Raw genomic sequence first — 20,150 nt, forward strand, 5'->3', positions numbered from 1 at the left:
GACACGCAGATGCAACTCATGGGGCTGCGTGTCGGTATCCAACTGCTGGTCCAGAAGCTCCCAGGGCTCCACCAGCCCCAGACCCAATGCAAAGATATCCTGACTGCCAGCCATCAGCGCCTCCCCCTGTTCCTGCGGTCCTGCAGACCGCCGTGGCTGACGGGCTCCGCTACATGGGGGCTGCGCCCGCCAGCCACGGCTCCTGCTCGGTCAAAAACGGCAGCAAAGTGTGCCAGAAAACGTGCCAGACAGGCCCGCAGCGCGCTACCCTGGAATCCATTCGCAGCGTCGAGGAGCCTCCTTTTTCGGTCAGGCTCTGAGATCCATCCTGCCCGGTAACACCCGTGATCAAAGCCTTTATCATTTCTTACTCCAGTCCATTTGGTAGCCAAATCTTTTAAAATCATTATAGTATAATTCTTTTACAAGATTTTTAGTCGCGTCATCTGCGTAAAAATCATCCTTTTTTGGTTTCTTTATCTTGGATGCAGCAAGATGAGAAAGCTCCTTTCGTGCAAAGCCAATTTTATCAAATATATAGTTAACGTCCTCCTGAAGATTTTCAAATCTACCAATAAAATCAATCTCTTCATCAAGGATATTTCCGTAAATCTGGTTGGGTTTATGATGGAGTCTTAGAACCTCTTCTCTACTCCAAAACCTATAGTCATATTCCACTGTCAAAGGGGCACCAAAAAGCGCCTTGTAGCCATCAATATGAAAGTGCGTCAATGAAGTCGAGTCTGAATTATTATAATATACCTTAGAAAAGTTAAGAAGAGATACCGCCCTATCATAAGGATTCCTTACAAATGCAAACTTAAAATAATCATCCCAATGCTCACTATATATACGCTTTGCTTGGCTAGCAGTTAAGTGCTTTGTTTTTTTATCGATAGACCACCAGTTTTTGTCGGCAACCAAATGTTCGATACTACTCCCACCTGTTCTTGGGATGTGTATAAATATACAATTATACTCATGAGATATCATACTACGACCTTAAAAAAAAGCAATTATCCCCCTGGAAATGCTTCGAGATACTATGAAGTTAGCCCCTTAAAGAGGCAAGAATATTAGCCGCCCTAAAGCGGATGCGTAGCCGTTTCCGGGCCAATATCGAGCCTCGGCTGCCACTGAGTGCCCCGATGGGCGCCGCTCTGCGACACTCTTAGGTTGTTTTTGTCCGATTAGCTGCTCTCTCGACGCATATCTCCTGTAATCGTCTCGCTCACGTCGGGCCGCGGGCGGCGGCCAGCCCATCCGGTTGAACCGCGCAGCGCATGTTGTAGGCTAGATTCTTCAGCCCGGTGCGCGCCTTTCCGCGGGTGATCCCGATGCTGCGCACCATCGCGCCACCCATGTCGTTGGCCTGGGCGCCGAAAACGTGCTCCAGCCGCGCGCGGACCTTCGGGCGGGTCTTGGTGCACTGTTGCTCGCGCTGGGTAAGCGGGCAGTTACGACGGCCCTTGCGGTGGATCCGGCTCTTCAGGCTGCGTTCTTCCAGCCTCTCCTCAATCTCCGCTAACCGGTAAGCGCTGTCGGCCCAGACACCCGAGGCCGTGTTGTCGTCATCTAGCACGTCGTCGATGACCTGGCTGTCGTTCACGGTCGCGTTGCTCACCTTGTAGCGTCGGATCAGCTTGTGCCGCCGATCAACGTTGACGTGGTTCTCATACTCATAGTGCGACGTGCCGTGCTTCTTGGTCCAGCACGCGTCGGTGTCCTTCCGGCGCGTCTTCGCCGGCTTGTCGGCCCAGTCATCGGGCGTCTCACCCGCCTTGATCGCGGCATTCTCGTCGCGGCCGTTGCGCTGGTTAGGCACCGGCACGATCGAGGCGTCGATCACCTGCCCGCACATCGCCAGCCAGCCTTGGCCCTTCAAGTAAGCGTCGAAGACGCCGAACAGCTCATCGACAACCCCGCCCTGAACCAGCTGCTCGCGGTAAAGCCAGACCGTCGTCACGTCCGGCACCGGATCCTCAAGACCCAGGCCCAGAAAGCGCATAAACGACAGCCGGTAGCGAACCCGGTACTCGAATTGCTCGCCGGAGAGATTGTACAGCTTGCACAGCACGAGCGCCTTGAACACCACAACCGCATCCCACGGCTTGCGACCAGCCTTGAACTTCCGCGCCTCCGGCGGCCGGCGCCAGGTCGCCTCCACCCGCGGATCCGACTTCGCGTCCAACCCGGCGTACCGCTTCAAGATGTCGAAAAAGCCCATCTGCCCTATCACAACTTCCCAGTCATTTCACTCACATCAAAATTCTACCAGCATCACGCAAAGCCGCAAGATTTTTCGTAACCGCCCGGTTTGGACCGGATCCATGACCACAAGGTCAACCGCCTGCACGAACTGCTGCCGTGGAACTGGGCGCCTCTGCACGCCACAAAGCCGGAGACCGAAGTCGCATAAATGCGCAAGGCGGTCCAAACCGGGCGGTTACGGCCAAAACTCAAGGGCGCATTGGGGAAAATGGGTCAATGGACCATGCAGATCGTCAGGCGTTCGGATAAAGCCGAAGGGTTTGAGGTTCTCCCGCGCCGCTGGGTCGTTGAGCGCACCTTCGCCTGGCTCGGTCGTAACCGGCGCCTCGCCAGGGATTTCGAGCGAACCATCCAGAGCGCCACTGCATGGCTCTATATGGCGTCCACCCAACTCCTGCTTCGAAGAATCGCAAGCCATTGATTTCATTAAAAAGAATTTTGAATCAGACTCTTAGCGGATCAAAACACCAATCAACAGGTGGTCCAAATCGGGCGGTTACTAATAATTTATATAAAAAAATTTTTGTTACTAATTGTTTTATAATTAGAAATAGAGTAATTGTCAATAAAATAATTATCAAGTAAATTTATATTGAATGGGCTAAAACTATATTTATTTACATATATTTCATTGCAAATTCTTAAGAGGTCCGACATTTCGTATATATCCTTATTTTCATTATATTTTATAATATCCAACAAAATCCCAATCTTAATAAAAAGAATTGGCGATAAAAATGAGCTTGTCCATGTGTGAGCGTCTTCTGGATTATATAACCTTACGGTCCCTGTATGCTGATCTTCTATAAAAAATGAATTGAAACCGACCACATCTGCGTTCTGATAACGCAACGACAAAGCCAAGTCATCCAGAAGGTTGGGCCCTATTTGAACCGTTGAGGACGTTACGAGAACATGGGTAACGCCCTTATCCATTCGCTCCTTCAGCCATGCTAAGTCAAGCTTGCGCCTGCACCCGCAGTCTAAGACGTCTGCATGTTGGTTTGCAAAAGTATTAGGAAGGCTTGGAGGGAGGCTGGGCGACGGCAGGCCCAAAATGAGGGTGCTAATTTTGGGGCGTGGAAATGAAGGGGAAGGCAGCGGAATTTTCGCTTTCATAGAATCATTTAAATGTTGAATGATTTCTGTAAGACGATCGAAATAAGTATGTCCGCTTAGTATATTTCTGATTCCACGGTGATCTCTTTTGAGGCGTTCAAAGTCATCATTCAACGCTTCTGTCATTGAAAGTTCGTCTTTTTGATAATTTTTAAGTTGTATCACTTCATCCAAAAATAAATTATCAAGAGCCTTTGAGGGCGTCGACAGGACGGTTGTCCCAGAAGCTAATATTTCAAAAACCCGGCGTGCCATCATTGTTGATGAATGGGTTACGGTATTTACATTGAGAAACGCTTTATAATTTTTGTAAGCCTTACTCAAATTCAGATAATTTAGGCGACCGCGGACAAATTTTTGAGCACTTTTTGGAAATTGGTACGCTGGATCAATGCTGCCAAAATGCCGGTCAAAAATATCACCTTCGGCAAAATCAATTAATTTTATCATTCGTTCGATCTGTGATTTTCGCAGTTCATGTGCATATTGGTAATATGAGCCTGCAAACGCGACGCCCTCCTTTCTGGTGCCTGGTTCTCTTGCCGGATTGTGTAGGCGGGGTTGTGCCGCAAATAAAAGAGGGGCAATTCGATCATGCCCTAGAGTGTTTCGATAAAATGGAATACTTTCCGCATCGCTGGTTAGCACAAAATCTGCCAAAATAGCGATGGATAAAAATTCAGACCGAAAAACAGGGTCTTCTTTGTTCCAGAATACGACTGGAATATGACGCGTACCGCATGCTTGGATAAGCGCACTCAAGTCCTCGAATCCTTGTCGGTTACGTTCCTTTATGAAGCAATCTTTCCAGTCACCAAAATTTCCTTCCCAAGCGCTTTCAAGGAGAACAAAATGCGGTTTTTCTAGTTCTATTTGCTTCATCCAATGATGTCGGTCTAAAAGTATAACCCATGCCTCGGGCCACCAGCAATGGATAGAGAACTCGTCAGCAATTAATCCGATACGTAATCCGCATCCCTGAGCGGGCGGGCAGATCGGTCGTGGCTGAGGACACGATCCTGCTACAGATAGAGTGCCTGCCAGCGCCTTTAGTGATAGTGCTTGGTCTCGCGATTTTTGAACTAATGATAAAACATGCTCGGCCCCAAAACGATTGATCATGTCAATAATTTGGTATTTGGAAGTGTCTTCGCTCATAAGGTGCAACTCAAGTTTAGCGCTACCTGTTGTTTCATCTCGTCGATAATTCGGTTTGCGTCAGCGATCGCGGCAGCCTCTCGTTTGCTAGGTGGTAAATTAAGGCCTGTCCACCATACGAGATGCATTTTGAGAGGCTCAAGCCATGAGGGGATTATTTCCCCTCGCTGAACATGAAGTGTGTCGGCGTCAATGTGCTGCCAGTGGATGAAGCGCCAATCATTAAATTTGACCCGTTGATATTTAAGCCAGTCTATGGTGCCAGACCCCAAAATAACATAATCAATGCCGTATGGTTCTACACCTTGTTCATTGAGGCTGAAAGGCGTGGCAAAAATTCCATCTTTTTGATGACCTGGTAATATGCAAAAATCTATAAGATCAGAGTCAAAAAAAATCAGTGATGAGTCAATTTCATTTATTGATTCAAATTCAATCTGTAGCCACATTCGGCCTTGATATTCAATTTTGTATGGTTTCGGGAGAATCATATAATTCATTTCCTATAAAAACCAAAAAACCGGTAAATTTAGTGGCTCTGAATACCTTGCATGATTTTTGGTAGGACTTGCGCTTTGAATTCATAGCTATTTATAATTTTCTCTGCGGTATCAGGCCAGCCATGACGTACAATCTGTTGCGCAAGTGAGACACGGGTTTTGTCGTCTTCAACGGGACGTGCCAATAGCATAGCATATAGTGCGTCTGCTTGCGAAAGTGGTGGTTTGAGCGTACAAAATTTGTGCAGCAGCTCGTCACTTTTGATCAACTGTTTAATCAATTCATTCGGCGCTAAACTACCGTCAGCAAGTTTTCCATAAAATAAATTTATTTCGTCTTCCTTAGGCTCGCGTCTGAGAATCCTAATGAAGGCGATTTTTAGAAAAAGGTTCGCAGTTACCTGATCAAGTGGTGTTTCTGATGTCGTCACCGTTTTTACCGTTCCCGCCATTAAACCTTATAATAAGTGGCTAGAATCACTGGTTTTCAGATTTTGGCATCATTAAACCGTTTATGCAAAGCTATTGCGTCATGGGGCCTCTCCCTTATTCGACGGTGACGGATTTCGCCAGATTGCGGGGCTGGTCCACGTCCGTGCCCTTTTCCACGGCGGTGTGATAGGCCAGTAACTGGATCGGTATGGCATAAATCAAGGGCGCGGTCAGCTCCCCGGCTTCCGGCAGGTCCAGCGCGGCGGTCAGCCCCTCCATGCCCAGCGCCTTTGTGTCGTCCGTGAACACGATCACCCTGCCGTGGCGCGCGATGATTTCCTGAAGGTTGGAGACGGTCTTGTCCTGAAGCCGGTCGCGGGGGGCTATGCCGATCACCGGCACGTCCTCGTCGATCAGGGCGATGGGGCCGTGCTTCAGTTCCCCGGCGGCATAGCCCTCGGCGTGGATATAGCTCAGCTCCTTCAGCTTCAGCGCCCCTTCCAGCGCCATGGGATAGTGAATGCCCCGGCCCACGAACAGGATGTCCCGCGCATGGGCGATCTTCACCGCGATGGCCTCGATCGCCTTGGCGGCGGCCAGCGCGCGGCTGATCTTGTTCGGCGTCTCGCCCAGCGCATCCACATGGTCCGCCTGCATGGCCGCATCCAGATGGCCGCGCCGGTGCCCCAGCCAGACCGACAGCGCCGCCAGCACGGCAAGCTGACAGGTGAAGCTCTTGGTGCTGGCCACGCCGATCTCCGGCCCGGCATGGGTGGGCAGCACCACATCCGCTTCCCGTGCCATGCTGGATTCCGGCACATTCACGATCGCCGCCGTGGTCTGCCCCGCCTGCTTGGCATGGCGCATGGCGGCCAGCGTGTCCGCCGTTTCGCCGGACTGGCTGATGAAGATGGCCAGCCCGCCTTCGGTGAACACCGGGTGCCGGTAGCGGAACTCGGATGCGATATCCACCCGCACCGGAATGCGGGCCAGCCTTTCCAGCCAGTATTGCGCCGTCAGCGCCGCATAATAGCTGGTGCCGCAGGCGATCAGCGTCACCTGTGGCAGGGCGGCGGCATCAACATCCAGCCCCGGCATCACCACGGCGCCCTTGTTATGGTCCAGATAGCGGCCCAGCGTTTGCGCCACCGCCGTGGGCTGCTCGTAGATTTCCTTTTGCATGAAGTGGCGGTGATTGCCCTTGTCCACCAGCGCGCCGGATACGTGGGACAGGGTAACAGGCCGCTCCATCGCCTTGCCGTGCGCGTCCGTGATGGTGACGCTGTCCCGGCTGAGCACCACGCGGTCGCCTTCTTCCAGATAGATCAGCCGGTTGGTCAGCGTGGCGAGCGCCAGGGCGTCCGAGCCCAGATAATGCTCCCCCTCGCCGACGCCCACCACCAGCGGGCTGCCGCGCCGGGCGCCCAGCAGCAGGTCTTGTGCGCCGTGCACCACCACCGCCAGGGCGAAGGCGCCCTCCAGCCGGTCCAACAGGGTGTGAAAGGCGCTGATCGGGTCCGGGTCGGCCTCCAGAAGGCGGGTATAAAGGTGCGTGATCACCTCCGTATCGCTCTCCCCCTGGCAGGTGATGCCGGCCTCTTTCAGTTCATCCCTCAGCGTGCGGAAATTCTCGATGATGCCGTTATGAACCAGCGCCACCCGGTCGGTCATGTGGGGGTGGGCGTTGGCCTCCGTCGGGGCGCCGTGGGTGGCCCAGCGGGTGTGGCCGATGCCGGTCAGGCCGGGCAGCGGATGGTCCGCCACCACGGCTTCCAGCGCCTTCAGCTTGCCCACCGCGCGGCGCCGGTCCAGATGGCCGGCTTCATCCAGCGTGGCGATGCCCGCACTGTCATAGCCGCGATATTCCAGCCGCCGCAGGCTGTCGATCAGCCGATCCGCCACGGGGGCGTTGCCCACTATCCCGATAATGCCACACATGGACGCTTTACTCCGTTTGATCTGTGTTGGACCGGTGATCCGCCATGGACCGGGCGGCCTTTTCCGATGCCGCTTTCTCACGCATACGCGCCGCGCCGCCGGGGCGGGTGGTCTGCCGCGCGCGGGTCAGCCCCAGCGCATCGGGCGCAATGTCCGCCGTGATGGTGCTGCCCGCACCCACCAGCGCGCCCGCGCCAATGGTTACCGGCGCCACCAGCGCGCTGTTGGAGCCGATAAAGGCCCGCTCGCCGATCTCCGTATGGTGCTTATTCACGCCGTCATAATTGCAGGTGATGGTGCCCGCGCCCACCAACGCGCCCGCGCCAATGGTCACCGGCGCCACCAGCGCGCTGTTGGAGCCGATAAAGGCCCGCTCGCCGATCTCCGTATGGTGCTTGTTCACGCCGTCATAATTGCAGGTGATGGTGCCCGCGCCCACATTGGCCCCGGCGCCCACAGTGGCATCGCCGATATAGGACAGATGGTTCACCTTCGCGCCCGCGCCGATGCCGGCCTTTTTCACTTCCACGAAATTGCCGATGCGGGCATCCGCGCCAACCGTGGTGCCGGGTCGCAGCCGGGCATAGGGACCCACCGTGGCGCCGCTGTCCACCCGGCACCCTTCCAGGTGGGAAAAGGCGCGGATGGTGGCGCCGTCCGCCACGCTCACACCGGGGCCGAACACCACATGGGGCTCCACCGTCACATCCGGGGACAGCACCGTGTCATGGGCGAAGATCACGCTGTCCGGGTCTTGCAGGCTGACGCCCGCGTCCATGGCCTCATGCCGTCGGCGGTGTTGATAAAAGGCTTCCGCGCGCGCCAGGTCCGCCCGGCTGTTGATGCCGAGCACATCGCCCTCGCGGGCTTCCACCACGGCCACGTCGCGCCCGTCCCGCCGGGCCAGGGCCACCAGGTCGGTCAGATAGAATTCCCCGGCGGCATTGTCGTTGGTCAACTCGCCCAGCCAGCCTTCGAGCCGGGCGCCATCCACCACCATCATGCCGCTGTTGCACAGCTTGATGGCCTTTTCGGCGACGCTGGCATCCTTGTATTCCACGATCCTTTCCAGCCCGCCATCGGGCGCGGTGACAAGGCGCCCATAGCGGGCTGGGTCGCGCGGTGTGAAGCCCAGCACCACCAGCCCCGTGTTGGCGCTGGCGCGGCGGGCCTCCAGCATGGCGGTCATCACGCTTTCCGGCACAAAGGGCACATCGCCGTACAGCACCACCACATCGCCGGTGAAGCCTTCCAGATGGGGCAGGGCGGCGCGTGTTGCATCGCCGGTGCCGAGCTGTTCCTCCTGCACCGCGATCTGCCAGTGGGGCAGGGCGGCCTCCACCTGCTCCCGACCCGCGCCGACCACCAGAATGCGCCGGTCGGGCGACAGCCGCTCCACCGTGTCGGTCAGGTGGCGGATCATGGGCTTGCCCGCAATGGGGTGCAGCACCTTGTGGGTGCGGGATTTCATGCGCGTGCCCTTGCCGGCGGCCAGAACGATGACGGCGATTTCATGCAGGGTCATGGGCTTTTTCCGCTCTGTTCCGGTTGATGGACGGGGTCGGGGACATGAAAGACACCCCGTTCGGTACTGGATTTCGCCCGGCCGCTCAAGGGGTGATCGCGGGCCGGTCAGGCCGGTGGGACCGGTCGGTGGGAGGCCTCGCAAAATAAGGCAATAGAAGGGGCGCGGACGTTTTGCGCAACCCGACACACACATCGACTTTATTTGGGCGAGGAGGCGCGCCTCTCGCTCAACCAGAGCCCCCGCTGCTTGAAGCCTTATGCGGGCGCTGCGCGCCCGCGCCACAGCCGACCCCAGCCGAAGCCCAGCCGCGGCTCCGCCGTCCCACAGCCGCCACTCAGCCACTTCGCAGCCGCATTCCCCGATCCGGACGCTCTGCGCCCCGGCCGGTTAGGCATCCGCTCCGTTAATGAAGCGTGGCCAGGTCCATGCTTGCTTCCAGAGCCCGGGCGGTTCGCAATGCCTCTTGGACCATGCGAAGGTCACCCGTCTGGGCATAAATCTGTTGCACATGCTGGATCGTGCTTTCGGGCAAGGGCTCAAGGAATCGCGGGTCCGCGCCATATTCTTCGGCAAGCGCCCGATCGAGCGAGCGGATCACCTGCGGCATGTGTTCCAACCGAGGCGGTTGCCACTGCACCACGCGACATCGGCTAAGAAGTGGCGCCGGCAGGGTTTCTGTAGTGTTTGCCAGCAAGACCCAACTCACCGCCGACAAATCACACTGGGTCATCAGGCACTCGTCCATGTGCCGGGCGGCGCTTTCCTTTTCCAGGAAGGCCATCAGACTGGCAAAGATATTGCCGTTATGGCTGGGACGGGCCTTGTCAACCTCGTCCAGAATCATGAGCGGATTGGCCACTTTAAGCTCATTGATGGCGTGCACCGGCAAGCAGGGATTGGCGCCGCTGTACCCCGCGGCGGTGCCCTCCATCATGCGGTTATCGCTGTTCCCACCAATACTTCTGTACAGGCTCTTTGCCCCGGTAAAGTCGGCCAGCTTGCGGGCGAAGTGGGTCTTGCCCGTGCCCGGCGGGCCCACCAGCAAAAGCGGCGGCATGCGCAAGGTACTGGCGCCAAACGCCGCCCCCAGGGCCAAGGCTTCATGAATGGCCCGGATGGCCTCCACGGCATAGGGGAATGCCGCGCCCAATGTCTCCAATACGGCTTGCGGGTCCGGCATGGGCGTGAGCGGCATGGGCTGGCCGAGCCGTTCAAACCCGGCCCGGCGGCGCCGGATCTCCTGACCCCGGCCCGGTGTGGAGCGGGCGACCCCAAGCGCCGGTGCGACGGTCAGGGTGGGTCCGTCCATCTCCTGTGCACGGTTCGGCACCCGGAGCCTCGGCGTATAATCCTGCTCTACCTCCGGGATCATGGCGTCCATAGACCGGTCATCGTCCCTAGGCGGGGTCAGCTCCCGCAGGCGGTATAGCTGATCCGGAGCCGGGCTGGGCACCGGGCCTGTCAGCCAGAGGCGGGCCACCTCATCCGGGTCATGCTCGACCCGGCCCACGTCCCGGTCGAACAGCTCTCCCGCGATCCGCCCGCGCCATGTGCTGAGCAGGCTGGCCAGCATAAGGCGCGCTTCCGGCACGCCCTCAAAGAAAGCCAGCGCCAGCAGGCTGGCCTCCAGCGACCACACCGCCATGGGGGCCAGGCGCAGGGCGGCGCCGTAATAGGCCTCCGCCGGTTCCACGGACTTTTCTGCAAGCTGCACGAGATGACGCCCCAGGGGCGTGGTGCCCATCAGGGCACCGGCGGCGCGCAGGCCGTCACGCAACCGGGGTTCCTGCTCTTTCAGGTCCATGGGGGAGAGGTGGGCGCAAAAGACCACCTCCGGGATATCGAGAAGCCCGCTTCGGACGGTCGGGTCCATCAGGGGGCCGTAATAGTCGGTCAGATCGGTGGGTGTGGTGAACGGGTCCAGCATGGGGACACTCCTCGCATAGCGGACCATCATCGGCCCCCGGCCGCATGCCGGGGTGCGGATACGGGTCACCTGTGCCGCGGCGTAGGCCGATGGCGGTCGGATCAGTTTGTCAGGATGAAAGCGCCGGACAGCCGGGCGGGGTCATGCCGCGGCGTGGGCCGGCATCTCGTGCCAGCTGGTCCGTATGCTCCCCATGCCGCCAAGGCCGCGGGCGGCGGCCTCGGCATTGGCGCAGCGCAGAAGCCGGCGCCAGTTGGCGATGAAGCGGGTGTCGTCAATGTCCCAGAGCCAGGCCATCAGTTGTCGGGTGACGCGGGGCGTGCCGCCATTCTCTTTGTGCCAGACGGTGTAGCGCGAGACCGAGGTGCCAAGGCAGAGGGCGAAACGGCCGCCCCGGACCATGTCATGGCCGAGCAGGCTCTTGAGCCGCCGATAGACGGCGAGCGGACGCGGGGCGTGGCCCAGCGGCACCCAGTCCATTCCCGCCTCCCGGAAATAGCGCAGGACAATCGCCTTGCGCGGATCGAGCGGCCGGTGGCGAACCGCCTTTGTGCGGGATCGGGCCGCGCTCACCAGATGCTGCCATTGGAGCTGGTTGCAGCCGAGCAGATAGGCCATCTCCGCCGCTTCCAGCGACCGAGCGTCCTTCACTGCCATCACCGCCACGGCATCCACCGGCTGGTCCTCCCTGAAACCGTCATGCCACATCATGGACCACCTCCGATGCCGGGGTAAAGACGCGATCCACGCGCGCGGCACAGTCTGCCCGCACATGGCCCAGAGCGGGCAGGGGCGCCGTGCCGCGATGACGGAAAACATAGCCGCGCAGGGCGGGCTGGCACAGGGTGCGGAAGGGCAGCACGATCACATGATCCACGCCCCGGGCCAGCAAGGCCGTGACCTTGTCCGGCGCGCTGGCGCCCCCCTCCACGGCCACCAGACCATGTTCGGCGGTCTCGGCCAGCACATCGGGCACGAGACGGGTGCCGCCCCGGCACATTGACACTTCGAGGCCGCCCCGCATTGCACCGATGGACAGGGCGATCAGCATGCCATAGAGTTTGAGGTGCCGATGATCGGCGCTTTCATATGGTGCGGCGGCGGTATCGAGAAACGATTGGACCCGGGTCTCGATATCCGCCGTCGGCCATGGCATCAACAGGTCGTCCAGCCTGATCCGGCCGGCCCCGAGGCCAAGACCGAGGGCCGTAACGGGAACAAGGTGTCGCGCACTACGCTCGCGGGTCTCGGACAGCACCTGCGCCAGCAGGCGCCCATCCCGCCGCAGCCGCCGCGCCCCGACCATGAAGCCAGGCGGCACACGGCTGTGCCGAAGCCCGAGGGGAAGAGAAAGTTGGGTCATAAAGGGTCCTTTCGGGTTGATTATGCACAAAAGCCATGTTTAATAGCCTACATCATCAATTTAATATGACTGTCGTTAATGTCAACAAATAAATATGACATAATAGAATATTTTGACCCACGACTATGTCGTGCGGCCCGTAGCCTGCTGGACTGGTCACAGGGGGATCTGGCCGCCGCCGCGTCAATCGGTGTCTCAACAGTGGCGGACTATGAACGCGGTAGCCGAAAGCCAATTGCGAATAATTTGAAGGCGCTTATTCGGGCCCTGGAGGAAGGCGGCGTGGTATTTATTCCCCCGAATGAGGGCGGGGCGGGGGTGCGGTTCAGAGAGCCAGGTTCATAACCTGAAGGTCGCAGGTTCAAATCCTGCTCCCGCAACCAATTTCCCAAAATACATCAAACGCATGGCTGATGGTAAAATGATACCACATCCACTTTGCGCGTTTACGTCAACACTACGTCAACACCGGACCAGAAAAACGGCATTCGTCCGCACTGGCGTGCATTCGGAGGCATTCGCGGTCATGGTCGCATCGGGTCTAAACGCGCCGTTGGTTCTGTCTTACTGAAATCGGTAAGAATGGACATTCGGAGCAGCTTCAGCTCGCATCTTACCTAGAACGATAAGAATGCTTGAGTTTTGTCCGTGAACGCTCTACCTTTATCGAAAGCGGTAAGGTATTGCGCATGGCCGATTACAACCCTGAACAAGACAAGTTGCTCAGCGACCTCGGGCGCCGCATCCGTGAGGCGCGTGGCGCACAGGGTTTGAGCCTTGACCAGTTGGCGCGCCTGACCGGCATCAGCGCACCCGCGCTGTCCCTCATCGAGACAGCCAAGCGCGATGCGCGGGTCACAACGATTGCAAGGATCGCCCGGGCTCTTCGGGTCCCGCTGGCTGTTCTGCTGGATGATCGTGATGCAAATGCAATCGAGGGCAATCCCTCGACAGGACAGGGCTACGATCTCGGGGATTATCAATGAACGCGACGGTTCCGGTCTGGTTCGACGCGCTCCAGGTCGGGCAAATCGAGGTGGCATGTGACGGGGCGCTTTCTCTGTGCTACGCTGACCGTTGGCTTCAGACGGCGGGCGCATTTCCGCTCTCGGTGACGATGCCGCTCCGTCCAGCGCCCTATCCCTCTGAAGCCATCTCGCCATGGCTGGCGAACCTTCTGCCGGAGGAGGAGCAGCTGACAGTCCTGGCCCGCTCGCTCGGTCTGGGTCAGGCTGATGCATTGGCGGTGCTCCGGGAAATTGGCGGGGACACCGCGGGTGCCTTGTCCTTCGGGGAATCCGGCGATCGCAGCCGCTGGTGCTACACGCCATTGACGACGTTCTACGGTGCCGACGATCCGCAGGAGGCGTTGGAGCGTCATTTTGAGGATCTCGGGCGCAGGCCGTTTCTGGTTGGCGAAGAGGGGGTTCGGCAATCCCTCGCGGGGGGCCAGAAGAAGTCGGCGCTGGCCGTTCTGGGCCCGAACGGCGCGCCGGTACTGCGCCTGCCGCAGGCGGATGATATGCTGGCCATCCCCCTGAACGGGGCGCCATCCACGCTGATCGTGAAGCCAGACAACCCCAATCTGCCTGGCATCACCGAAAATGAGGTCTGGTGTCTGCGGATGGCGCAAGCCATCGGTGTTGATGCCGCGCAGGTGACAATCCTGCAATCCACGAAGCGCACGGCGATCGGCGTTCTGCGCTATGACCGCAGGCTGGGGCGAAGTGGTCAGTTGCTGCGCGTGCATCAGGAAGATTTTGCCCAGGCCAATGGCCTGCCGCCGGGGCGGAAATACGAGCGGGGCACGCTGCGCGGTCTTGACCTGAAAACTCTCCTCGAAACCGGTCGCCACGTTAGCGCAACCGACGCCCTGGCGCTCCTCGATCAGGTGATCTTCAATATCCTCGTCGCGAATACCGACGCGCATGCGAAGAACTATTCCTTGCTCCTGCCTGTGGGAGGCGGTCCGAGCCTGGCACCGCTTTACGACGTCTCGACCGTGCTCTCGTGGCCGCATGTGGTTCAGTCCTATGCGCAGAATATCGCTGGAAAGAAGCGCACGCCCGACATGATCGCAGGACGGCACTGGGAGGTCATCGCGCGCGAGATCGGCTATCGGCCCACCGATGTGAAGAACCGAGTGCAGCAACTCGTCGATGCGTTGGTGGGGCACAGGGTAAAGATCACGGCCGAGGTGACGGCTCTGTCGAATGGCAGCGGCGGATCTGTTGCGCAGACCGCGCAAGCTGTCGAGGAAAACGCACTGCGCATGGCGGGGAGGTTGTAGATGGCGGTCAGGGCGACACACAAATGGGCGTTCAAGCCGGGGATGCGTGCGGGCGCCTACAGTTGGAAATCCTCGGCCAAGGCAATCGAGCGCCTGAAATCGGCCAGTGCAGAGATCCGCGCTGTCGCGCGGACCGATCCGACAACGGCGGCTGATGGAGTGATCGCGCTCGCCCAGCGCATATGGCCTGCCTTCGAGCATATCGATACCTCGTCCGGCGCACTCGGCAATGCCGTGAACCGAACGCTCGAGGAATTGCTGCCGATCCTGATTGACGCCCCTGCCGATGAGAAGACCCGCGCGAAATGGCTCGAGCAACTGCGCGATGCGATTGCTGATGACGGGGTTGATTATCTGGCACCACTTGCCGATCGTTTCGGTGAAATCGCTGCTTTCCCCGCGCTGATGAACCTGCATGCCGACCGTGACCTCGATCTGATCCGGTCGGCCTGGTCAGATCACACGCGTTACGTTCATGTCACGTCAGCCACCCTGACTCTTTCCTGCCTGCTGGAGGCTGGGCGCCATGATGAATTGCAGGCGCTTCTGGCGCTGAAAAAAACGCTGCTCTGGTTCCACGCAAAGTTCGGGACGGAATCGCTGCTCAGGCAAGGGCGCGAAGAGGAGGCCCTCGCGTTCGCCGAGTCCTTGCTGAAAGACGACCGGCGGCAATGGGTGCACCACGAGATCGCTCGGTTCTGCGAGCGCATACTTGTCCGTCAGGGACGCGAGGAAGAGGCCTTTCGCCGCTTCGGTCTACCCTCGGCCGCTGGCAACACCTATCTTGCGATGTGGCGCGATCTCGTGAAGCGCTATCCGGAACTGGACGCACGACGAATCCTCAACGACCTCATTGAGAGCCACGGGTCCATGGGCAAGTGGTTCGCAGCGGCCAAGACCGCGACATACTTCGACATCGCACTTGATTGCGCCGCGCACCGTGACGCGGCACCCGCAACGCTGATCCGCGCCGCACGGGATTTTGCCATCAAGGAGCCAGCCTTTGCCGCGCAGGTTGGCCTGCATGCCATCGCGCATCTGCTGGCCGGGCGCGGGTATGAGCCAAGCCCTTTCGACATTGATGAGGCCGTCGGTCATGTTATGGAGGCCAGCGCGCGGACCGGGCAAGAGGAGCAGGCGCAACGGGAACTGGAGAGGCTGGCGACCAATGTGTCTGCGGATCCTCAGATGTTGGCGCGTCTGCAGGCCAGGATCGCGAAAATCAGGTAAGCCCGCTTAATTCACCGCGGTGGCGTTCCGGCCCTCTCCGTCGGTCTCGTTTTGCGTCTGGCTTGCGGAGCGCGGCGACATCACTGCTTCGGCGCGTCTTGGTGGTGGGCCGCGAGTCTGGGTGGGGTAGTTTTGCGCGCCATGCGAGTCCCGGGGGCCGTGCAGCGGCGATGCCTGTCGGCCCGGCTTCCGGGGAGCGGCGCTTTCGGGAGGGCGGCGCGTCCACGGCGCGGCCGGGGCCCAGGCCCAAGTCTGAATGTGGCGCCACAGGCGTGTCCAGAGGTCCGCGTGGCGGGCCTCGATGGCCAGTGTCAGGCGCCGCCCGCCCAGCAGCAGCCGGCCGGCGGCGGTCAGCACCGTCCGCCGTGTGCGCTTGAGGCTCCACCCGGAACCGGTGACCGCCTCCAGGGCGGTGCGGGCCACATGCACGATCTCGTAGGCCAGAAGGGCCAGCAGCAGCTTGGCCTCGTTGCGGGCGAAGGGATCGGTATACTCCGGGATGGGCGTCAGGGGCCGGCCGGCGTAGCGTCTCTTGGTCCGGGTGGTGGAGGACAGCGCCGGTGCCAGCACGTCCATCAGCTCGCCCATATGGCTCTCCGCCGTGCCGCGCTGGCGGTAGCGATCGAGGACGGCCTCGGCGTCCATCTCCTCGCGCCCGATGCTGGTGACCAGGAAGAAGTGATGGAGCAGGAGCTCATCGGGCCGTTCCTGGACCACCAGGATCACCCGCCGTTCCCGGGACCAGGGGCGTTGTTTTCGATCTGAACCCGATGTCCCTGAACGATGTGGGGTCGCGCATTCAGGCTGTCATTGCCGGCGGCGCCGGCAATGATCGCCTGACCGCTGACCGCGGCATGGATATGCTGGATGGCGGCGATGGCCACGACCTCATTCTGGCGGGCACCGAGGATGACACCCTGAACGGCGGTGCCGGTGACGATCAGTTGCGCGGCCAGCGGGACGATGACCTGATCAATGGGGGCACCGGCAATGACAGCGTGTTCGGCGGCCCCGGCGATGACCTGGTGAACGGCGATGCCGGGGATGACCTGGTGGTGGGCGGCCCCGGTGCCAACACCCTGTCCGGCGGCGCGGATGCGGACACCATCATTGGCGGCAACAGCGCGGACACCCTGCGCGGCGGCACCGGTGACGATACCCTCGTGGGCAATGGCGGCGCGGACAGCTTCGTCTTCCAGGCCAGCGATGAAGCCAGCGGGGATGCGAGTGAGGATGCCAGCGGGGATGCGAGCGGCTCCGGCGCTGACACCATCCGGGATTTCGATCTGGATGAAGACCTCCTGATTTTCGTTAATGCGGAGGTCACGGCGAACAGCCTTGCCGATGCCGCCGACAGTACCGCCGACGGCCTCCTGATCGACCTGGCCGCGGCGGGCCTCACCGGCGGCGGCACCCTGTTCCTGGAAGGCTTGCAGGAAGACGATCTGAGCCAGATCGGGTTTGGGTAAGGGGAAAGATGGCAGAAAAGAAAGCGGCGGCCTCAACGCGAAAGGTCCGCCGCTTTCTCCGCTTTGGCGGCTGAGGCCAGGAGCCAAGCCTGACGTCGTGAGCGTTTTCAGATTGATTGCAACGCAATCATCGCTTAAAATCTCAGATGACACAGATCATTCGTTGCCTGGAGGGCAAACCCATGGCCAGTATCACCATTCGCCATCTCGATGACGGGACAAAACGCCGCCTGCGCGTCCGCGCCGCCGAGCATAACCGGTCCATGGAGGAAGAGGTCCGAGAAATCCTTCGCCAGACGGTCGGTGACACGTCGCCGCCCGCTAACCTTGCCGCTTCCATCCGGTCTCGCTTTGCCGTCCTTGGTGGTGTCGAGCTCGATATTCCGGCACGCGATGCCATGCGCACCCCGCCTGGCTTTGACTAGCGGGCCATGATCATCCTCGACACCAACATCGTCTCAGAGCTGTTGCGTCCGGTACCTGATTCAAAGGTCGAAGCTTGGCTTGCGGCCCAGGACAGCGGCCAAGTCTATCTGACCGCCGTCAGCGCCGCCGAACTGCGCTATGGCGTGGCGATCCTTGCTGATGGCAAGCGCCGGAACACTCTAATTGGTGCCGTGGACGCGATGTTGCGGGAGGATTTTCGGGACCGCATTCTGCCCTTTAACAGCGCCGCCTCCGAGGCCTATGCCATAATCGCCGCCGACCGGCGCGGGGCCGGGCGGCCGATAAGCCAGTTTGACTGCCAGATCGCCGCTATCGGTCGCACCCACGGGGCGACGGTCGCAACGAGAAACACCAAAGACTTTGAAGGGTGCGGGATCGAAATCGTCGATCCCTGGAAAAGTGCCTGAATGGTGAGGTTTTCAGCGTTGAAGCCTCGGACGGAAAAGGCGACAGGAAAGACCTTTGTTTTCAGCGCGCCAATCAGCGGAAAACTGGATCTTAATCAAGCAGAGATGCGCGCAATGACCCGAGCCAATCCCCTCAACCAGGATTTTAAGCGGAATCTGGGCTTTTCATGGGATCGTGACGCGCTCTCTGCTCCGAAGCAAACGACCGTTCGGCGCGCGTTTTACCGATACAAGCAGAGCCTTCCTCAGTTCGTGTTCGACGCGACTGCTCTTGAAGGAAACCCCTTCACCTTTGTGGATGTGAAGACCTTGATGGACGGTGTGACGGTTGGCGGCTACAAGATTTCCGATGAGCGGCAGGTGCTCAATGTCATCGCTGCATCGAAGGAGCTTGCCGGCCCGGTCGAAGAGGACATCTTCAGGGTGAACAGGGCCACATTTGATCACCTGCATGAGTTGGTTGCTTTTGAAGAAGCTCTGGAATGGGGTCGCTTCAGGGGTGCCGGTGCGATCACCGACATGACGCCGCGTGTCAGCCTCGGAGACAGGGAGTTTACGCCGCCCCACCCGACAACTGAGGGCGCCGGCCCTCTCATAGACCAGTTTGAGCGTGGGGTTTCTTTTCTGGAGTCAGAGATTGAAAACCCTCTGGAGCAGAGCATGGCCTTGTTCCTCTTTGGCGCTTTTCAACAGTTCTACTTTGATGGGAACAAGCGGACGGCGCGCCTCATGATGAATGGTCATCTGATGCGGAACGGGATCGACCCGATCTCTGTTCCCGCGGCGGACGCACCGGCGTTCAACGAGAAAATGGTGGCCTTCTATGCTGGTGCGGATGCGACAGAAATGATGGAGTTTCTCGTAGCCTGCAACCCGGACTGCGCTCTCGCGACCGGGGGCGCCCCTCATCCTGAAGGAGGCGAAGATAGGAATGGCCCCGAGTTTCCCTGATGCTGCTTTTGGGAATGACTGGAGTCAAACATCTTTGTGGCCGATACCCAGCGTAAGGTGCGTTTGTGATAGAAATGAATGTTTGCGGGGATTGAAAAATATAGCTTGAAGGCTATATATTTCATAAGCTATAATAAAGCATGGAATGGGAAGTTGAGTTTCATGATGATTTTGAGGGCGAGTTTGACGACCTCTCTGAGGCGGTCCAAGACGCAATCTTGGCTAGAGCTAAGCTCTTGGCAAAAGTTGGACCGGCTCTGAAGCGTCCCCACGGGGATACTTTGAAAGGCTCAAAGCACGCGAATATGAAGGAACTCAGATGTACTGCCGATGATGGTGTTTGGCGGATCGCTTTTGCTTTCGACCCCGATCAGAAGGCCATCCTTCTGACAGCAGGCGATAAGGCAGGCGTAAACGAGAAGCGCTTTTACGGGAGGCTGATTGCGAAGGCGGATGACCGCTTTGACCAGCATCTAGCAATGCAGGAAAGGAAAAAGTGATGGGCAAGCCTCTAAACGATAAACTAAATGAACTCCCGGAAGCTCGGCGCGAGCGTATCCTCGTTGAGGCCGACCGCCTGCATGCAGAATATCTGACCCTGCAAGAATTGCGCAAAGCCAAACAGCTTACCCAGACGCAGTTGGCGGAGTTGTTGAATGTCCGTCAGGCAACTGTCGCTCAGATGGAGAAGCGCAGCGATCTCATGCTTTCGACCTTGCGCAGCTATGTTGAGGCTATGGGTGGGAAGATGAGCTTGGTGGTTGAGTTCCCGGATCGAGCTCGTGTCTCCCTTGAGGGCTTTGGGGATACGGAAGAGCCTCCGCGTCAGCGGAGAGATGAGCGACCATCACCAGTATAGGTCAAGATCATGACGATGATAGAAATCACTTTGCCGGATAGCCTGAAAGCTTGGGCCGACCAACAGGTGCGAAGCCGCCGCTACGCGAGCGCAAGCGATTATCTATGTGACCTGGTCCGCCAGGATCAGCAGGGAGTGTTATGGGAGTGTCATGAACTCTGTGTATCTGGTCTGGCCCACGCGGGTTTCAAACACGGTCACGCATTGAAGCGTTCGTCGAACATGATAGCGAACTGGTTCCTGGCCGCAAACCATTCCCGG

Annotated in this window: 22 protein-coding genes, 1 tRNA gene and 1 pseudogene; 13 read left to right on the forward strand and 11 right to left on the reverse strand. The window is 59.0% G+C overall.

Annotation, left to right across the window (positions count from 1 at the left end; all coding sequences use genetic code 11):
• Window positions 1–360: 360 nt before the first annotated feature.
• Window positions 361–993 (reverse strand): sulfotransferase family 2 domain-containing protein, encoded by a 633-nt coding sequence (locus WGH93_RS12405; RefSeq protein ID WP_374765211.1) that lies wholly within the window; start codon window positions 991–993, stop codon window positions 361–363.
• Window positions 994–1,231: 238 nt separating this feature from the next.
• Window positions 1,232–2,236 (reverse strand): IS5 family transposase, encoded by a 1,005-nt coding sequence (locus WGH93_RS12410; protein ID WP_374765232.1) that lies wholly within the window; start codon window positions 2,234–2,236, stop codon window positions 1,232–1,234.
• 219 nt (window positions 2,237–2,455) lie between these two features.
• Between WGH93_RS12410 and WGH93_RS12415 the strand changes: the two are divergent.
• Window positions 2,456–2,692, forward strand: a pseudogene (locus tag WGH93_RS12415) (transposase); the annotation flags it as partial.
• Window positions 2,693–2,778: 86 nt separating this feature from the next.
• Here the strand turns inward: WGH93_RS12415 and WGH93_RS12420 are convergent.
• The 8 genes from WGH93_RS12420 to WGH93_RS12455 all read right to left on the reverse strand — a co-directional run bounded on the left by WGH93_RS12420 (window position 2,779) and on the right by WGH93_RS12455 (window position 12,236).
• A complete protein-coding gene (locus WGH93_RS12420) occupies window positions 2,779–4,548 on the reverse strand; it encodes a CgeB family protein (RefSeq protein WP_374765212.1) in 1,770 nt (589 codons plus the stop codon).
• On the reverse strand, window positions 4,545–5,039 hold the full coding sequence (locus WGH93_RS12425; RefSeq protein WP_374765213.1) for a hypothetical protein: 495 nt from the start codon (window positions 5,037–5,039) through the stop codon (window positions 4,545–4,547). Before WGH93_RS12425 ends, WGH93_RS12420 begins: the two co-directional genes overlap by 4 nt.
• Window positions 5,040–5,077: 38 nt before the next feature.
• On the reverse strand, window positions 5,078–5,500 hold the full coding sequence (locus WGH93_RS12430) for a hypothetical protein (RefSeq protein WP_374765214.1): 423 nt from the start codon (window positions 5,498–5,500) through the stop codon (window positions 5,078–5,080).
• A gap of 94 nt (window positions 5,501–5,594) precedes the next feature.
• On the reverse strand, window positions 5,595–7,418 hold the full coding sequence (glmS, locus tag WGH93_RS12435) for a glutamine--fructose-6-phosphate transaminase (isomerizing) (RefSeq protein WP_374765215.1): 1,824 nt from the start codon (window positions 7,416–7,418) through the stop codon (window positions 5,595–5,597).
• 7 nt (window positions 7,419–7,425) lie between these two features.
• Window positions 7,426–8,943: a bifunctional UDP-N-acetylglucosamine diphosphorylase/glucosamine-1-phosphate N-acetyltransferase GlmU gene (glmU, locus tag WGH93_RS12440; protein WP_374765216.1), complete on the reverse strand. Its 1,518-nt coding sequence runs from the start codon at window positions 8,941–8,943 to the stop codon at window positions 7,426–7,428.
• A 406-nt stretch (window positions 8,944–9,349) separates the two neighbouring features.
• Window positions 9,350–10,873 (reverse strand): AAA family ATPase, encoded by a 1,524-nt coding sequence (locus WGH93_RS12445; RefSeq protein ID WP_374765217.1) that lies wholly within the window; start codon window positions 10,871–10,873, stop codon window positions 9,350–9,352.
• A gap of 141 nt (window positions 10,874–11,014) precedes the next feature.
• The gene (locus tag WGH93_RS12450; RefSeq protein WP_374765218.1) at window positions 11,015–11,584 is read right to left on the reverse strand and encodes a hypothetical protein; all 570 of its coding nucleotides are present in this window, start codon (window positions 11,582–11,584) and stop codon (window positions 11,015–11,017) included.
• The gene (locus tag WGH93_RS12455) at window positions 11,571–12,236 is read right to left on the reverse strand and encodes a hypothetical protein (RefSeq protein ID WP_374765219.1); all 666 of its coding nucleotides are present in this window, start codon (window positions 12,234–12,236) and stop codon (window positions 11,571–11,573) included. Before WGH93_RS12455 ends, WGH93_RS12450 begins: the two co-directional genes overlap by 14 nt.
• A 78-nt stretch (window positions 12,237–12,314) precedes the next feature.
• Between WGH93_RS12455 and WGH93_RS12460 the strand changes: the two genes are divergently transcribed.
• The 5 genes from WGH93_RS12460 to WGH93_RS12480 all read left to right on the forward strand — a co-directional run bounded on the left by WGH93_RS12460 (window position 12,315) and on the right by WGH93_RS12480 (window position 15,756).
• Window positions 12,315–12,581 (forward strand): helix-turn-helix domain-containing protein, encoded by a 267-nt coding sequence (locus WGH93_RS12460; protein ID WP_374765220.1) that lies wholly within the window; start codon window positions 12,315–12,317, stop codon window positions 12,579–12,581.
• Window positions 12,549–12,615, forward strand: a tRNA-OTHER gene (locus tag WGH93_RS12465). Before WGH93_RS12460 ends, WGH93_RS12465 begins: the two co-directional genes overlap by 33 nt.
• A gap of 310 nt (window positions 12,616–12,925) precedes the next feature.
• Window positions 12,926–13,222: a helix-turn-helix domain-containing protein gene (locus WGH93_RS12470; protein WP_374765221.1), complete on the forward strand. Its 297-nt coding sequence runs from the start codon at window positions 12,926–12,928 to the stop codon at window positions 13,220–13,222.
• Window positions 13,219–14,526: a HipA domain-containing protein gene (locus WGH93_RS12475; protein WP_374765222.1), complete on the forward strand. Its 1,308-nt coding sequence runs from the start codon at window positions 13,219–13,221 to the stop codon at window positions 14,524–14,526. The genes WGH93_RS12470 and WGH93_RS12475 overlap by 4 nt, the downstream gene beginning before the upstream one ends.
• Window positions 14,527–15,756, forward strand: a complete 1,230-nt coding sequence (locus tag WGH93_RS12480; protein ID WP_374765223.1) for a hypothetical protein — start codon at window positions 14,527–14,529, stop codon at window positions 15,754–15,756. It begins immediately after the preceding gene.
• A 6-nt stretch (window positions 15,757–15,762) separates the two neighbouring features.
• Here the strand turns inward: WGH93_RS12480 and WGH93_RS12485 are convergent, their stop codons facing one another.
• Entirely contained in the window at window positions 15,763–16,482 is a 720-nt protein-coding gene (locus WGH93_RS12485; RefSeq protein WP_374765224.1) for a hypothetical protein, read from the reverse strand.
• A 44-nt stretch (window positions 16,483–16,526) separates the two neighbouring features.
• On the opposite strand from WGH93_RS12485, the gene WGH93_RS12490 reads away from it, so the two are divergent.
• The 7 genes from WGH93_RS12490 to WGH93_RS12520 all read left to right on the forward strand — a co-directional run.
• A complete protein-coding gene (locus WGH93_RS12490; RefSeq protein ID WP_374765225.1) occupies window positions 16,527–17,225 on the forward strand; it encodes a calcium-binding protein in 699 nt (232 codons plus the stop codon).
• A gap of 182 nt (window positions 17,226–17,407) precedes the next feature.
• Entirely contained in the window at window positions 17,408–17,650 is a 243-nt protein-coding gene (locus tag WGH93_RS12495) for a FitA-like ribbon-helix-helix domain-containing protein (RefSeq protein WP_374765226.1), read from the forward strand.
• A gap of 6 nt (window positions 17,651–17,656) precedes the next feature.
• A complete protein-coding gene (locus tag WGH93_RS12500) occupies window positions 17,657–18,079 on the forward strand; it encodes a type II toxin-antitoxin system VapC family toxin (protein ID WP_374765227.1) in 423 nt (140 codons plus the stop codon).
• A complete protein-coding gene (locus WGH93_RS12505) occupies window positions 18,080–19,030 on the forward strand; it encodes a Fic family protein (RefSeq protein ID WP_374765228.1) in 951 nt (316 codons plus the stop codon).
• Between the two features lie 140 nt (window positions 19,031–19,170).
• The gene (locus WGH93_RS12510) at window positions 19,171–19,530 is read left to right on the forward strand and encodes a type II toxin-antitoxin system RelE/ParE family toxin (protein ID WP_374765229.1); all 360 of its coding nucleotides are present in this window, start codon (window positions 19,171–19,173) and stop codon (window positions 19,528–19,530) included.
• A complete protein-coding gene (locus WGH93_RS12515) occupies window positions 19,530–19,889 on the forward strand; it encodes an XRE family transcriptional regulator (RefSeq protein WP_374765230.1) in 360 nt (119 codons plus the stop codon). The genes WGH93_RS12510 and WGH93_RS12515 overlap by 1 nt, the downstream gene beginning before the upstream one ends.
• Window positions 19,890–19,898: 9 nt before the next feature.
• The coding region (locus WGH93_RS12520; RefSeq protein ID WP_374765231.1) for a ribbon-helix-helix domain-containing protein at window positions 19,899–20,150 on the forward strand (252 nt) is incomplete at its 3' end.

The organism is Yunchengibacter salinarum (assembly GCF_037658235.1).
Lineage (GTDB): Bacteria > Pseudomonadota > Alphaproteobacteria > Sphingomonadales > Kordiimonadaceae > Yunchengibacter > Yunchengibacter salinarum.